The sequence below is a fragment of the Salipiger marinus genome (assembly GCF_900100085.1).
GTDB classification, from domain to species: Bacteria; Pseudomonadota; Alphaproteobacteria; order Rhodobacterales; family Rhodobacteraceae; genus Salipiger; species Salipiger marinus.
The window spans coordinates 163,061-178,167 of record NZ_FNEJ01000001.1; the positions used below are offsets into that span (position 1 = coordinate 163,061).

Sequence of the window (15,107 nt, forward strand, 5' to 3'; positions counted from 1 at the left end):
ATTCCAACCACGGTCACAATCGGGTAATTTGACCGGAGGCAAGAACCACAAAAAAACCAGAAAAAGCGAGAGGCAGATGAGCAGATGGCTTCGCGCGGCAGCACTTGTTCTATTGGCAGCGTCCTGCGGCGGCGGGGGCGGCGGAGAGTCGCCCAGAAATCTAGACGATGCGTGTTCCATCCTTGAACAGCGGCCCGGCTATTTCCGGGCCTTCCGCGATGTGGAACGGCGCTGGGGCGTGCCGGTGCATGTGCAGATGGCGACGATCTATCAGGAAAGCAAATTCATCTCGGACGCGCGGACCCCGTTCCGCTACGCGCTGGGGGTGATTCCCTATGGCCGGCAAAGCTCGGCCTTCGGTTACAGTCAGGCGCTGGACGGCACTTGGGAGGAATATCTCGCCGCCACCGGCAAGAACCGCGCCCGCCGCGATGACATCCGCGATGCCACGGACTTCATGGGCTGGTACATGGCGGGCACCCGCGACAGCCTCGGCATCACCACCCGCGACGCGCGCAACCAGTATCTGGCCTATCACGAGGGCCGCACCGGCTATCTGCGCGGCAGCTACAACAGCAAGGCATGGCTGGTCCGCGTCGCGCAGGAAGTGGGCAACCGCGCGGTCATCTACGAGGTGCAGCTCGCCAATTGCCGCGCGGCGCGCTGACCGCGGCGAGGGGTGGGGCGCTCAGCGCCCCGCCACCTGATCCACGTCGAACAGCCGGTTCGGCAGGGTTGCGTCATCCAGCGCGCCCAGCACCACGGTGGTCTGGCTGCCATTGCCATCGGTGATGACCCACTGACGCAGCTGGGTGGGGTTGCCGGTGAACTTCATCTGGATGGAGCCATATTCCGGACGGCGCGGATCCTGCGCCGTCACCGTGGTGGCCGTGCCGTCATAGCTGTGGCCCGTCACCATGCCCGCCTGCCCCAGATTGACGTTGCGCGCCAGAATGATCGACAGCGGCGTCTGGCTCAACGGATAGGTCTCGGGCTGGCCGCCCAGCTTGCGGTCAAAGACATAGACCGCCCCCGACCATGCCAGAACCAGCGCCTGATCCGGCGGGTTGTATTCGAACCGCACCTTGCCGGGCCGCTTGATGGAAATCGTGCCGGTGGAAATCGTGCCGTCGCCGTTGATCTGGGTGAACTGCCCCTGCGCCGACTGGATCGTGTTCAGGTAACGCGACAGTTCGGACAGCGACAGCTGCTGCGCCTGTGCGGGCAGCGCCCATGCGGCAAGCGCCAGCAGCGCGGCGGAAAGGAATCGGATCATATGTGCGTCCTTCGTGGTGCAAGTCTGCGGCCTTGTCGCATTCCGCGCGCGGTCATGCGATAGCAGCGCCGTGTTTCCGGCTATCTAGGGCCGGGATGGCCCGCTGCAAAGCCCGCTCACAGCGCCACCACGGCGGATTGATGCCGCCCGCCTGCCCTGCCGGTTTCCATTGGCTGAAAATATCCCCGCCGGAGGCAGGCCGGCCCCTGCCGCCCGCCCCCCGCCGGGGCATGTGTGCCCCGCCCCGGCGGGGCAGGGGGGTTACTGCTCGGGTACGAGGATCTCGCGCTTGCCGACATGGTTGGCGGCAGAGACCACGCCCTCGTCCTCCATCTGCTCCACCAGACGCGCGGCCTTGTTGTAGCCGATGCCCAGCTTGCGCTGGATATAGGAGGTGGAGCATTTGCGGTCCTTGATGACGATGGCCACCGCCTGATCGTAAAGCGCGTCCTCGCCATCGGTGTTGCCGCCGGTGTTCAGGCCCAGCACCGCGTCGATGTCATCGGCCTTGTCGTCATCCGGCCCCTGCACCACGCCGCCCACATATTCTGGCGGACCATAGGCCTTGAGATGGTTCACCACCTCCTCGACCTCTTCATCCGACACGAAAGGACCGTGGCAGCGGGTGATGCGCGCGCCGCCCGCCATATACAGCATGTCGCCCATGCCCAGAAGCTGCTCGGCGCCCATCTCGCCCAGAATGGTGCGGCTGTCGATCTTCGAGGTCACCTGAAACGAGATCCGGGTGGGGAAGTTCGCCTTGATCGTGCCGGTGATGACGTCGACCGAAGGCCGCTGCGTCGCCATGATCAGGTGAATGCCGCTGGCCCGCGCCATCTGCGCCAGACGCTGGATGCAGGCCTCGATCTCCTTGCCCGCCACCATCATCAGGTCGGCCATCTCGTCGACGATGACGACGATATAGGGCATCTTCTTCGGCTCGAATTCCTCGGTCTCGAACACCGGCTCGCCGGTCTCGTCGTCAAAGCCGGTCTGGACGGTGCGCTTGAACATCTCGCCCTTTTTCAGCGCCTCGGCGACGCGGCCGTTATAGCCGTCGATGTTCCGCACGCCCATCTTGGACATCTTGCGGTAACGGTCCTCCATCTCGCCCACGACCCATTTCAGCGCCACGACCGCCTTCTTGGGATCGGTCACCACCGGGCTCAGCAGATGCGGGATGCCGTCATAGACCGACAGTTCCAGCATCTTGGGGTCGATCATCACCAGACGCAGGTCATCCGGGGTCAGCTTGTAGAGCAGCGACAGGATCATCGTGTTGATCGCCACCGACTTGCCCGAACCCGTGGTGCCCGCGATCAGCAGGTGGGGCATCTTGGCAAGGTTGGCCACCATCGGATCGCCACCGATATCCTTGCCAAGCGCCAGCGGCAGCTTGTGGGTGCCGTCGCTATAGTCGCGGCTGGACAGGATCTCGCGGAAGCTGACCATCTCGCGCTTTTCATTGGGCAGTTCGATGCCGATCACCGACCGGCCCGGCACGGTCGACACCCGCGCCGACAGCGCCGACATGGACCGCGCGATGTCATCGGCCAGACCGATGACCCGGCTGGCCTTCAGGCCGGGCGCCGGTTCCAGTTCATACATGGTGACCACGGGACCGGGCCGGACCGACACGATCTCGCCCTTCACGCCGTAATCCTCCAGCACCGATTCCAGCATCCGCGCGTTTTCTTCCAGCGCGTCGTCGGACAGGATGTGGCGTTCGATATGTTCGGGGCTGGCCAGCAGATGCAGCGGCGGCAGTTCATACTCCACCTGCCGCGCGTCAAAGCTGCGCGGCGCGGGGGCTTCCTGCCGGGCGGCGGGGCGCGGCGGCTGCGGCGGCATCGCCTCGGGCGGCGGCGGGGGCGCCCGGCGCGCGATCACCGGCTCGGACTCTGCCGCGCGCGGCAGCGGCGGCAGGTCGTCTTCCTCCTCCTCGCGATAGCCGTAGCTGTCCTCGTCGCCGTAATCGTCGAAATCGCGCAGATCGTCATAGCCCTCTTCCTCGGCCAGATCCTCCTCCACCGGGGCAGGGGGGACGGCGCGCGGACGCTCCAGCACCGGGCTCGGCGCTGCGGCATAGCTCTGCACCGGGGCGGCGGGCGGCGCGGGCGGCAGGTCGGGTTCCGGCAGCCAGCCCGCCTCGGGGGCAAAGCCGTCCTCTTCCGGCCAGTGCTGCTGCGCCCAGTCCTGCTGCGGCTCGGGCCGCAGCGCCTCGGGCGCGGGCGGCAGATCGCGGCGGGCGGGTCCGACCGGGGCCACGGGCGGCACAGCAGCCCGCGCGGCGGTCAGCGGCGGTTCGGTGCGGCGCTGCGCGGGCTGCGCCTGTGCGGCGGTGACCGGCGGTTCGGCCCGCATCGGCCCTGCTGCGGCGGGGGCGGCGCGATAGATCAGCGGATCCGGCCCGCGGCCACGGCCCTTGGTCAGCGGCTTGGTCGGGTCATAGGCCGGTGCCGCGGCAAAGGCGGGCTGAACGCGGCGGCGCGCCTTGACCACATCCGCGATCTTGGCGCGGATCCGGTCCTCGCCGGGCGGATCCACATAGTCTTCGAAGTTGTGCGGCGCATAAAGCTCGGGCTCCGGCATCGGGTCGGCGCGCTTGATGAGCGCGGGCACCAGCCCCAGCAGCCCCGGCTTCTTGACGTGATGGGCCTGAGGCTGCGCCTGCAGCTGCGGAGTCCAGACCTGCGGCGCGTCGTCCTCGTCCAGCAGGCCCATCGGCTCCACATCCAGATCCAGTTCGGGTTCCGGATGGCGCAGACGCGGCTGCGGCGCGGGCGGCACGGCGGGCGGCGGCGCGGCCCGGTGCACGCGGGTGACCGGGGCCTGCACCGCCTCGGGCATCACGGCGCCCTGCTGGCTTGCGGCCCATGCGGCGGCTTCGGCGGCCTCTTCGGCGCGGCGGGCACGGCGTTCGGAATGGGCGGCCTGCAGGCCCTGTGCCGCGCTCAGCGCATTGCCCGCGCCCCGGCCCAGCAGGTTAAGCAGGGTGGCATAGACCATGACCAGCCCCACCAGCAGGAAGCGCGCGATATTGCCCAGTTCCGCCCGGGTAAAGCCGGTGACGAAGGCGCCAAGCGCCAGCAGGCCCAGACCCAGCACGACCATCAGCAGCTTCAGCCCAAAGCCTGCGCCAAAGGGCAGCAGACCCAGCGCCGAGCCCATCATCATGTCGCCAAACAGCCCGCCCATGCCAAAGCTGTGCGGCCATGTCGGACCCACGGCGATGCCCGCCGCATAGACAGAGGCCAGCGCGATCCAGATCGGCGCGAACACCACGCGCGACAGCGCGCGGTCCTCGCCCTGATGCAGGGCGAAGCGCAGGCCCCATGCCACCAGCACCACGGCCAGCCCCCAGCTGCCCAGACCCACGATCATGTAAAGCGGCGCCGAGATCGAGGCGCCAAGCCGCCCCAACCAGTTCTTCACCGGCGCATCGGTGGCCGACAGCCAGCTGGGATCATCGGGCGTATAAGACCCGATCATCGCCGCCGCCATCAGGCCAAGCACAACCAGGGCCAGTCCGGCCAGCTCCTTGCCCCGCTTTTCGATCGCGGCCTGCATGTTGCTGTCGAAAAGGGGATCGCGCCCCCGCACCTGATATGCCATCGCTCGCCTCGTCTTTTTCTTATTGCCCGTAAAGGCAGTCCCGGATCCGGGTCAGCCCCTGTTCGGTCTCGTGTTTCGGGGCCACCAGGGCGACCCGGATATATCCCTTTCCCGGATTTCCCGCGTCCGTTTCGCGCGACAGATACGCGCCCGGCAGCACGCGCACGCCGGTTTCCTGCCACAGCTTCAGCGCCGCCGCCTCGCCATCCTCGACCGGCAGCCACAGGAAGAAGCCCGCGCGCGGCGGCAGATAGCCCGGCACATTGCCAAAGATGCGGTCCGCGATCTGGAACTTCTCCAGATAGAGCGCCCGGTTTTCCTCCACATGCGCCTCGTCGGCCCAGAGCCGTTCCGACACCCGCTGGATCGGCAGCGGCAGCGGCGCCCCGGAATAGGCGCGCAGCTGGCGGATGCGGCGCAGGCTTTCAGGCCCCCCCGCCACAAAGCCGGAGCGCAGCCCGGGCAGGTTGGACCGCTTCGACAGCGAATGAAAGATCACCACCCGTTCGGGATCGGCGCCCGTTTCCTGCGCGACCTGCAGCGCCCCCACCGGCGCCTCGCCCCGGTAGATCTCGGAATAGCATTCATCGGCAAGGATGCGGAAATCGTGCCGTTCGGCCAGCGCCAGAAGGCTGGTCCAGTAGGCACGATCGGCCACGGCGCCCTGCGGATTGGCCGGAGAGCAGATATAGACCAGCGCGGCGCGGTCCAGCACCTCGGCGGGCAGCGCGCCAAAGTCGGGCAGATGGCCGGTTTCGGCGGTGGCGGGCACAAACATCGGCTCCGCCCCGACAGAGGCGGTGGCCACGGCGTACACCTGATAGAACGGGTTCGGCATCAGCACCAGCGGCGCCCTGCCCCCCTTGGCTTCCGGGCACAGCGCCATGGCGGCGTTGTAAAGCCCCTCGCGCGTGCCGTTGAGCGGCATCACCTGCGTGTCGGCATCGACGCGCACGCCATAGCGCCGCGCGATCCAGTCCGCGATGGCGCCGCGCAGTTCCGGCGTGCCGTCATTGGGGGGATAGACGCCATAACCGGCGACATTCTCGGCCAGCACCTCCCCCACCCAGGACGGGAACGGATGCTTCGGCTCGCCGATGGTCATGTGAACCACCGGGCCGCCCGCCGCATGCACGTCAAGAAGCGCCCGCAGGCGCGGGAACGCATAGGCCGGAAGGTTGGAGAACCGGTCGGGAAACATGCCTGCACTGCCTTTGTCAATCCGGGATCATGGACGCCCCGTTTGGCTTGAAGGATACGCAAGGCGGGCCGCTTCGTCTACCGGAAGTCCAAGCCACACAGGGGCTGTGGCGCGAAAGCCTCAGACTCTCGAAAACCCTCCGGACCGGTGGCGGATCGCCCGCTTTTGGCGGGTGATCCCCGGGGACAGCCCCCCTGCCCAGCCGTCAGGACAGAGCGGTTTCGGCGGCAGCAGACAGACGCAGCAGGCGGTCTTCGGCCATGGGCGCACACATGACCGACACCCCGCAGGAAGCTACTCCGGTGGGCAGCGAGGTGGCGCAAAGCCCCATCACATTCGCAACCCGGGTGTTGCGCAGCGCGAGCAGGTTGGCGGTGACGTAGTATTCGCCCTGCTCCATCAGCTTGTCGATCTTGGGCGGCAGAATCGGCGCGGTGGGGCAGAGCACGGCGTCAAACCCCGCCGTGGCCTGCGCCCATGCGGCGCGCGCGCCCATCATCCGCTCCCACGCGGCCAGATAGTCGGCGCCGCCGAAGGCCTTGCCGGATTCGAACCGGGCGCGGATCGGCGGGAACATCACCTCGCCGTGGCGGGAAATCAGATCGCCCCATGTCGCCCAGGCCTCGGTGGTGAACAGGATCCCCGCATCGCCCATGGGGATCTCCAGTTCCGGCACGGTCAGCGGCACGATCTCTGCCCCGGCATCGGCCAGCCGGTCCAGCGCGCTGCAATAGGCGGCGCGCGGCGCATCGCGGATGTCGTCCATCACCACATTCGACAGGCTGGCAAAGCGCACGCCCTTCAGCGAGGCGCCCTGCAGGTCGGGCGCCGCCCGGCCTTCAAGTGCAGCGAGCATCAGCGCCGCATCCTCCACCGTGCGGCAGAGCGGGCCCACCGTGTCAAAGCGCGCGGCCAGCGGCACCGCGCCCTCGATGCTGATCCGCCCCGAGGTGGTCTTCAGCCCGACCAGATCGTTCCAGACCGACGGGATGCGCACCGACCCGCCGGTATCCGACCCCACCGCTGCCGCGGCAAGGCCAAAGGCGACCGAGGCCGCAGCCCCCGACGAGGATCCCCCCGCCACCGCCTCGGGGTCGTTGACCGAAGGCGGCGTGGCGGTGACCGGGTTCAGCCCCAGCCCCGAAAACGCCAGTTCCGACATATGGGTCTTGCCCAGACAGACCAGCCCCATGGCGGTGGCGGTGCGCAGCACCGGCGCGTCGGCCTCGGGCACCCGGCCTTTCAGCAGCGCGCTGCCTGCCTCGGTGGCCACGCCCGCCGTGTCGAACAGATCCTTCCAGCTGACCGGCACGCCATCCAGCGGCGACAGCCGCCGCCCCAGCTTGGCGCGGCGCTGCGCCGCCTCGGCCTCGGCCAGCGCGCGGTCGGGGGTCAGGCGGGCATAGATGCGGTCGCGCAGCGGATGTGCCGCGATGCGGTCCAGAAAGGCCTGCGTCAGCGCCACCGGATCGATCTCGCCGCTGCCGATGCCCCGTCCCAGCGCCGCGGCGCTTCTGCTTGTCCAGTCCGTCATGACCCGTCCCTTTCTGGTTTTGGCGAACGGTAGCGGCAGAGCGGCGCATGGACAATCCCGCGCACAGCGCCATAGTTGGAGCATGACACAGGACAGCGATCTTCTCATCATCGGCGGCGGGCTCAACGGCCCCGCGCTGGCGCTTGCCGCGGCTGAGGCCGGGCTGCGCTCCATCGTGATTGATGCCCTGCCCGCCGACACGCGGGCCGAGCCGGATTTTGATGGCCGCGCCTATGCGCTGGCGCTGGCCTCGGTGCGGCTGCTGGCCAATCTGGGCCTGTGGGACCGGCTGGCCCCAGACGCGCAGCCGATGACCGGGATCCGCGTCAGCGATGGCCGCGTCGGCGAGGCGGAGTTGTTTCTGGGGCTCGATTTCTCCTCGGCAGAGATCGAGGAAGGCCCGATGGGCCATATGGTCGAAGACCGCTATCTGCGCCGCGCCCTGCTCGACGCGATGGAGGCCGCGCCGCAGGTCACCCACCGCCCCGCCGCCCGCGTCACCGCGCAGACCGTCACCGCCTCGGGCGTGTCGGTGACGCTGGAGGATGGCAGCACGCTGACCGGACGGCTGCTGGTCGGCGCGGACGGGCGGCAAAGCGGCACCGCCGCGCGCGCAGGCATCCGCCGCACCGGCTGGAGCTATGGCCAGACCGCGCTGGTCTGCCCCATCGCCCATGAGAAGCCGCATGAGGGCACGGCGCATCAGCTGTTCCTGCCGCCCGGCCCGCTGGCGATCCTGCCGCTGACCGGCAACCGCTCCTCCATCGTCTGGAGCGAGCGGGACGCGCAGGCCCAAGCCATCAACGCCCTGCCCGACGCCGAATATCTGGAGGTGCTGCGCCCGCGCTTCGGCGATTTCCTCGGGCAGATCACGCTGGCCGGGCCGCGCTACACCTATCCGCTGGGGCTGACGCTGGCCAATGCCTTCGTCGCCGACCGTCTGGCGCTGGTGGGTGATGCCGCGCATGGCATGCACCCGATCGCGGGTCAGGGGCTGAATGCCGGGCTGCGCGACGTGGCGGCCCTGGCGCATGTGCTGTCCCATGCGCAGCGGCGCGGCGAGGATGTGGCCTCTGCCGCCGTGCTGGCGCGCTACCAGCAGTGGCGGCGCTTTGACACCGCCACGCTCGCCACCGCGACCGATCTGTTCAACCGGCTGTTTTCCAATGACAACCCGCTGCTGCGGCTGGGTCGGGATCTGGGCATGTCGCTGGTGCAGCGTCTGCCCGACCTGCGCCGGGGATTCCTGCGCGAAGCGGCGGGCCTGACCGGCGACCTGCCCGACCTGATGGCGCGCTGAGGCGCGGGACCCTAAGGGGGGCGGGGCCCGACGGCCCGCGCCCCTCGGCTTGGGTCAGCGGATGCGCTGGCCATTGGCAAAGACCTGCCCCTGCCCGTTCACCTCGATCCGCGAGGACAGGCTGTCAGGCTCGGATCCGGCCACGCCGAACATGCTCATCATCATGCGCGCGCCCATGGCATCCTCGTTGGTCATCAGACCCATCTCGATCAGCCGGTCAAGCAGCGCGTTGGCACCCTGCACCCGCAGTTCCACCTGACCTTCGGGGCGGGGCATGCCGTCAAAGCTCTGCAGGTCGGTATTGTCGAAGGTGAAGGCGCCTTCACCGGTCACGCGGGCGCCTGCGGCATCCAGCGTCAGGTTGCGCAGGGTCAGCGCGTCCAGCTGCGCGGGCGGCTGGTCGCCTGCTTCAAGCGTGGCCATCTCTTCGGGGTCGAAGACGTTGACCAGCGGCGTGACCTTGCCCGCCAGATCGATCTGCAGCGTGGCCGGATCGCGCGGCAGCACCGCAGCGGGATCGAAAACGCCCCAGATCTCGTCCGACAGCGTCAGCCCGTCCAGCGTCAGACCCAGCGCCATGTCCTGAGACCTGCCATCGGCGGCCAGCGGCAGGTCCAGCGAAAAGCCCATCTCTTCGGCGGAAACGCTGATCGGGAACGGCAGATCGCCGCCCGTCATGGCATAGGCGACGCCGGTGCCGGAGGTTTCCAGCCGGAAGCCGCTGTCCGACAGGGCGCCCGACAGCGTGCCGCCGGTGCTGGAACTGGTGCCGCTGCTGGTCTGCGGCGCGCCAGGGGCTGTGCCCTCCGGCCCCGGCGCGGCGGGTTCGGTGAAGCTGAAGGTGCCTTCGGATCCTTCATGCCGGAACGCCAGTTCCGAGACAAAGCCCGCCCCCACCAGCGCGGCAATATCCTCGCCGCTTGCCTCTTCCGGCACTTCGGAGCCGGAGGTGGTGGTCACATCCACGAACCGTCCGCTGAAGGCGCCGCTGCCGCCGGTTTCGGGATCGGTCAGGGTGATGTCATAGGCCAGATCCTCGATGCTGCTGGACTGGCTGTAGCCGCGCATCCCGTCAGCCGTGGTGACGCGGGTTTCGCTGTCGGTCTGGCCCATCTCGATCCGGGCGCTGGCCTCGGACCGGGGCACCTCGCGGCCTTCGGCCACCAGCCGCACCAGATCCAGCGCGGCAGAGGCGGCGGAATAGCTGTAGCGCATGTCTTCGGGGGTGCCCGAAACGATCATCTCGCCGCCCTGCGAGGTGTAATGCAGCCCGATTTCCACCGGCTGCTCCCCGGTGGGGCGGACGATGGTGTCGATGGGCAGCATCTCGGGCAGGATCACCTCGACCGTGCCATCGCCGCGATCCTCTAGGATCAGCGTGCCCAGCGTCACCTCGGAGGTGCCGCCCTCCTCGGGCAGATCGGAGGTGACCGACAGCCCGCTCAGCGTCAGGGAGCCGCCGCTGGCGGTTTCCTCGACCTCGACCTCATAGCCCAAGGTTTCAAGATAGCTGCGCAGATCGGTCCAGACCTGATCCGGTGTCACATCGGCCGCAGCCGGAGCGGCGAGGCAGAGCGCCGTGGCTCCGGCCCCCAGAAGCCCTGTCAGAACCCGCATCATCGTTCCTTTCCTCATCGCCAAAAGCGGTTGTGCTGCCGTCAACTTCGGTCCGCCCGCCCCCGGGGTCAAGGGGCTGGACCGGGGGTATTCCTGCCTTTACCAAGGAGGAAACCCTGACTGACGAGGCTTGCACATGGATTTGACCGGAAAAAGCGTGCTGATCACCGGCGCCAGCCGTGGCATCGGCGCCGCCGCCGCGCGCGCCTTTGCCGCAGAGGGCGCCAATGTCGCGCTGGTGGCGCGCAGCCGTTCCGCCCTTGCCGATCTGGCGGGCGAAATCGGACCGCGCGCCGTGGCCATCCCCTGCGACATCTCGCGCTACTGGGAAATGGCGCAGGCGGTGCAGGCCTGCCTGACCGCCTTCGGACGGCTGGACGTGCTGGTGAACAACGCGGGCGCCATCGAGCCGATCGCGCATCTGGCCGAAGCCGATCCCGACGCATGGGGACAGGTCATCGACGTGAACCTGAAAGGCGTGTTCCACGGCATGCGCGCGGCCCTGCCGGTGATGCTGGCGGCGGGCGGCGGCACCATCCTGACCATCGGATCGGGCGCGGCGCAGAACCCGGTGGAGGCGTGGTCGCATTACTGTGCCTCCAAGGCGGGGGCGCTGATGCTGACCAAGATGGCCGATGCCGAAAACAGCGCGCAGGGCATCCGCGCGCTGTCGTTGTCGCCGGGCACGGTGGCCACGCAGATGCAGCGCGAAATCAAGGCCTCTGGCATCAACCCGGTCAGCCAGCTGGACTGGGAGGATCACATCCCGCCCGACTGGGTGGCGCGCGCGCTGGTCTGGATGTGCGGCGCGGAGGCCGACGGCTATCTGGGCGGCGAAGCCTCGCTGCGCGATCCCGACCTGCGCCGGAAGCTGGGTCTGGAATGATCGCGCTGGAGCGCTGCGGCGGATTCTGGACCGCGCGGATCAACCGCCCCGAGCGGGCGAACGCGCTGACCCCGGAGATGCTGGAGCGGCTCTGCGAGATCGCCGAAGACGCGCAGGAAGCGCGGGCGCTGGTGCTGACCGGAGAGGGCCCGGTGTTTTCCGCCGGGGCCGATCTGGAGGCGGTGCGGACCGGGCTTGCCACCTCGCCGCTGTGGGAGCGGCTGTCGGCGGCCATCGCCGCCCTGCCGGGGCTCAGCATCGCGGCGCTGAACGGCACGGCGGCGGGGGGCGCGCTTGGCATGGTGCTGGCCTGCGACCTGCGGCTGGCGGTGCCGGGCGCCCGGATCTTCTATCCGGTGATGAAGCTGGGCTTTCTGCCGCAGCCGTCTGATCCGGTGCGGCTGGCGCGGCTGGTCGGGCCCGCCCGCGCCAAGATGATCCTGCTGGCCGGGCAGAAGGTGCCGGTCGAGGAGGCGCGGGACTGGGGGCTGGTCGACCGGGTGGTGCCCGCCGAGGCGCTGCTGCCCACGGCCCGGGCGCTGGCGGCGGACTGTCTGGGGGCGCAGGCCGCGCATGTGCGGGCGATCAAGGCGCTGATCCCCTGAGGTGAAGGGAGGGGGCTCTGCCCCCTCTTGGCGCTTTGCGCCAATTCACCCCCGGAGTTTAGGGGCAAGATGAAAGGCGCCTAGCGGCAGAGCCGGGCGACGATGCTTTCGGCGCTGATCTGGCCAACCGTCCGGCCCTGGTCGGTGACGGTGAGGCGGCGCGCCTGCTGCAGCTGCGCCATGAGCGCGCGCACCGGGGTTTCGGGCGCGACCTCCGGGGCGGCGGGGTCGGCGCCCGGCGCGACGGTCATCACGTCGCGGGCGGTCAGCACCCCGAGCGGGTTCATGTTGGCGACAAATTCGGCGACATAGGGCGAGGCGGGATCGGAGAAGATCTCGCGCGGGGTGCCGGTCTGGACGATGCGCCCACCCTCCATCAGCGCGATGCGGCCACCCAGCTTGAACGCCTCGTCCAGATCATGGCTGACGAAGAGGATGGTGCGGCGGAGCTTGCGCTGCAGATCCAGCAGTTCGTCCTGCAGCCGGGTGCGGATCAGCGGATCCAGCGCCGAGAAAGGTTCGTCCATCAGCAGGATCGGCGCGTCGGTGGCAAAGGCGCGGGCAAGGCCGACGCGCTGCTGCATGCCGCCCGACAGTTCCGCCACCGGGCGGTCGGCCCAGCCGTCCAGCCCGACCAGCGCCAGCTGGTCGGCGATGCGGCGGGCGCGGTCGGCGGGGCGGACCCCCGCCAGTTCCAGCCCGAAGCCGACATTTTCGGCGACGCTGCGCCATGGCAGCAGGCCGAACTGCTGGAACACCATGGCGACGCGGGTCTGGCGCAGCTGGCGCAGGGTGGCGGGGCGGCAGGTGGTGACATCGACCATGGCGCTGCCGTCATGCACCCGGACACTGCCCCGCGTCACCGGGTTCAGCCCGTTGACCGCGCGCAGCAGCGTGGATTTGCCCGAGCCGGAGAGGCCCATCAGCACCACGATCTCGCCCTCGTCCACCTCCAGCGAGGCGTCATGCACGCCCAGCACCTGCCCGGTTTCCTTGCCGATCTCGGACCGGCTGCGGCCCTCGTCGGCCAGCGGCAGGGCGCCATGGGGATCATCGCCAAAGACGATGGACACCTCGTCGAAGATCACCGCCCGCGTCATGTGCGGCCCCGCAGCGCGCGGTCCAGCAGGATGGCCAGCACGACGATGACCAGCCCCGCCTCGAACCCCAGCCCGGTATCAACGCGGTTGAGCGCGCGCAGCACCGGCACGCCCAGCCCGTCCGCGCCGACCAGCGCCGCCACCACCACCATGGACAGCGACAGCATGATGGTCTGGTTCAGCCCGGCAAGGATCTGCGGCAGCGCGCAGGGCAGTTCCACCTTCCAGAGCTTCTGGCGCGGGGTGGCGCCAAAGGCCTCTGCCGCCTCGATCAGCGCGGACGGGGTGGAGGTGACGCCCAGATGGGTCAGCCGGATCGGTGCGGGCAGCACGAAGATCACCGTGGCGATCAGGCCCGGCACCATGCCGATGCCGAAGAACACGATGGAGGGGATCAGATAGACGAAGCTGGGCAGGGTCTGCATCAGGTCGAGCACCGGGCGCAGCGTCCGGTAAAGCCGGGGACGGTGGGCGGCGGCGATGCCGATGGGCACGCCCAGCCCCATGCAGACCACGCAGGCCGACAGCACCAGCGTCAGACTTTCGGTGGTTTCTTCCCAATAGCCCTGATTGACGATGAAGAGAAAGCCGAAGCCCACCAGCGCGGGCACCTTCCAGCTGCGGTGCAGCGCCCATGTCAGCGCGGCGAAGACGGCGATCACCAGCAGTTCGGGCGGCGTCTGCAGCACCCAGAGGATCGCCTCGATCAGCGCCTCCATGGCCTCGGCCAGCCCGTCAAAGGCCCATGTGCCGTGGCGCTGCAGCCAGCCGAACCCGGCCTCTGCGGCATCCCCGACGGGAAGTTTGTAGGCGGTAAGCCAGTCCATGCGCAGACCCTGTGCCGCGCGCCCGCAAAACCGGGCGCCATGAGATGCCGGAGCGGCGGCGCGGGTCAGCCCCCGCGCCGCGCCTGCCTTGGATTACTGCAGGGTGGCCAGAACGGCGGGCTTCGCCTCGGCGCCGTCCTTGGTGGTGACGCCGTCCAGCCAGCCATCCAGCACCTGCGGATTGGCGGCGAGCCAGTCACGTGCGGCCTCCTGCGGATCGGCGCCGTCATCAAGGATGGCGCCCATGATCTCGTTCTCCATCTGGAGCGAGAATTCCAGATTGGTCAGGAACTGGCCGACATTGGGGCATTCCTCCACATAGCCCGCGCGGGTGTTGGTATGCACGGTGGCGCCGCCCAGATCCGGGCCGAACCAGTCATCGCCGCCGGTGAGATAGGTCAGGTCGTAATTGGCGTTCATGGGATGCGGCTCCCATGCCAGAAACACGATGGGCTCGTCGCGGTTGGTCGCCCGGCCCACCTGCGCCAGCATCCCCTGTTCGGAGCTTTCCTTGACCTCGAATTCCGACAGGCCGAACGCATCGGCCTCGATCATGTCGAGGATCAGGCGGTTGCCGTCATTGCCCGGCTCGATGCCATAGATGGTCTGGTCCAGCGCCTCGGCCTGTGCGGCGATGTCGGCGAAATCCGCGATGCCTGCGGCGGCGCCCGCCGCATTGGTGGCCAGCGTGTATTTGGCCCCGGTCAGGTTGGCGCGCAGGCTGTCGACGGTGCCCGCCTCGCGATAGGGGGCGATGTCGGCCTCCATCGTCGGCATCCAGTTGCCAAGGAACACGTCGATGTCGTTATTGGCGAGCGAAGTGTAGGTGACAGGCACCGACAGCACCTTCACATCGGTCTCGTAGCCCATGGCCTGCAGCACCACGGTGGTGGCGGCGGTGGTGGCGGTGATGTCGGTCCAGCCCACATCGGAAAAGGTGACGGAGTCGCAGTCCGCATGGGCGGCCCCTGCGGACAGCAGCGCCGCCGCGAGGGCAAGGCGGGATGTGGTCATGGTGATCTCCCCGGTGATGTTGGTCTTTATGGCCGCCAGTAAGCGCGGAAATCCCCCGTTTTGCAACCAATCGCCGGGACAAGCCCCCTCGCCTTCGCCCCTTGGGCCATGGCATGCTGCGGCGACGTCAGA

12 protein-coding genes are annotated in these 15,107 nt (G+C 68.7%); 4 read left to right on the forward strand and 8 right to left on the reverse strand.

Annotation, left to right across the window (positions count from 1 at the left end; genetic code table 11):
• Positions 1-76 precede the first annotated feature (76 nt).
• The gene (locus tag BLR51_RS00845) at positions 77-667 is read left to right on the forward strand and encodes a transglycosylase SLT domain-containing protein (protein WP_089842268.1); all 591 of its coding nucleotides are present in this window, start codon (positions 77-79) and stop codon (positions 665-667) included.
• 21 nt (positions 668-688) lie between these two features.
• On the opposite strand, the gene BLR51_RS00850 is transcribed toward BLR51_RS00845, so the two are convergent.
• The 4 genes from BLR51_RS00850 to BLR51_RS00865 all read right to left on the reverse strand — a co-directional run bounded on the left by BLR51_RS00850 (position 689) and on the right by BLR51_RS00865 (position 7,626).
• Positions 689-1,276 (reverse strand): LolA family protein, encoded by a 588-nt coding sequence (locus tag BLR51_RS00850; protein ID WP_089842270.1) that lies wholly within the window; start codon positions 1,274-1,276, stop codon positions 689-691.
• A gap of 261 nt (positions 1,277-1,537) precedes the next feature.
• Positions 1,538-4,891 carry a DNA translocase FtsK gene (locus tag BLR51_RS00855; RefSeq protein WP_089842273.1) on the reverse strand — a complete coding sequence of 1,118 codons (3,354 nt, stop codon included), beginning with the start codon at positions 4,889-4,891 and terminating at the stop codon, positions 1,538-1,540.
• A gap of 19 nt (positions 4,892-4,910) precedes the next feature.
• Positions 4,911-6,092 carry an aminotransferase class I/II-fold pyridoxal phosphate-dependent enzyme gene (locus BLR51_RS00860; RefSeq protein WP_089842276.1) on the reverse strand — a complete coding sequence of 394 codons (1,182 nt, stop codon included), beginning with the start codon at positions 6,090-6,092 and terminating at the stop codon, positions 4,911-4,913.
• A gap of 205 nt (positions 6,093-6,297) precedes the next feature.
• Positions 6,298-7,626 (reverse strand): amidase, encoded by a 1,329-nt coding sequence (locus BLR51_RS00865; RefSeq protein ID WP_089842279.1) that lies wholly within the window; start codon positions 7,624-7,626, stop codon positions 6,298-6,300.
• Between the two features lie 82 nt (positions 7,627-7,708).
• Between BLR51_RS00865 and BLR51_RS00870 the strand changes: the two genes are divergently transcribed.
• Positions 7,709-8,926: a UbiH/UbiF/VisC/COQ6 family ubiquinone biosynthesis hydroxylase gene (locus BLR51_RS00870; protein WP_089842282.1), complete on the forward strand. Its 1,218-nt coding sequence runs from the start codon at positions 7,709-7,711 to the stop codon at positions 8,924-8,926.
• Positions 8,927-8,980: 54 nt separating this feature from the next.
• Here BLR51_RS00870 and BLR51_RS00875 read toward each other — a convergent pair whose 3' ends face one another.
• Complete coding sequence (locus BLR51_RS00875) at positions 8,981-10,546, reverse strand: DUF2125 domain-containing protein (protein WP_165616708.1); 1,566 nt, start codon at positions 10,544-10,546, stop codon at positions 8,981-8,983.
• 133 nt (positions 10,547-10,679) lie between these two features.
• Here BLR51_RS00875 and BLR51_RS00880 point away from each other — a divergent pair, with 133 nt between their 5' ends.
• Positions 10,680-11,429: an SDR family oxidoreductase gene (locus tag BLR51_RS00880; protein ID WP_089842289.1), complete on the forward strand. Its 750-nt coding sequence runs from the start codon at positions 10,680-10,682 to the stop codon at positions 11,427-11,429.
• Complete coding sequence (locus BLR51_RS00885) at positions 11,426-12,034, forward strand: enoyl-CoA hydratase/isomerase family protein (RefSeq protein ID WP_089842292.1); 609 nt, start codon at positions 11,426-11,428, stop codon at positions 12,032-12,034. The genes BLR51_RS00880 and BLR51_RS00885 overlap by 4 nt, the downstream gene beginning before the upstream one ends.
• A gap of 80 nt (positions 12,035-12,114) precedes the next feature.
• Here the strand turns inward: BLR51_RS00885 and choV are convergent, their stop codons facing one another.
• The 3 genes from choV to choX form a co-directional block, all read right to left on the reverse strand.
• Entirely contained in the window at positions 12,115-13,134 is a 1,020-nt protein-coding gene (gene choV, locus BLR51_RS00890) for a choline ABC transporter ATP-binding protein (RefSeq protein ID WP_089842295.1), read from the reverse strand.
• Entirely contained in the window at positions 13,131-13,961 is an 831-nt protein-coding gene (gene choW, locus BLR51_RS00895) for a choline ABC transporter permease subunit (protein WP_089842298.1), read from the reverse strand. Before choW ends, choV begins: the two co-directional genes overlap by 4 nt.
• Before the next feature lie 93 nt (positions 13,962-14,054).
• Complete coding sequence (gene choX, locus BLR51_RS00900; protein ID WP_089842302.1) at positions 14,055-14,975, reverse strand: choline ABC transporter substrate-binding protein; 921 nt, start codon at positions 14,973-14,975, stop codon at positions 14,055-14,057.
• Positions 14,976-15,107: the final 132 nt, after the last annotated feature.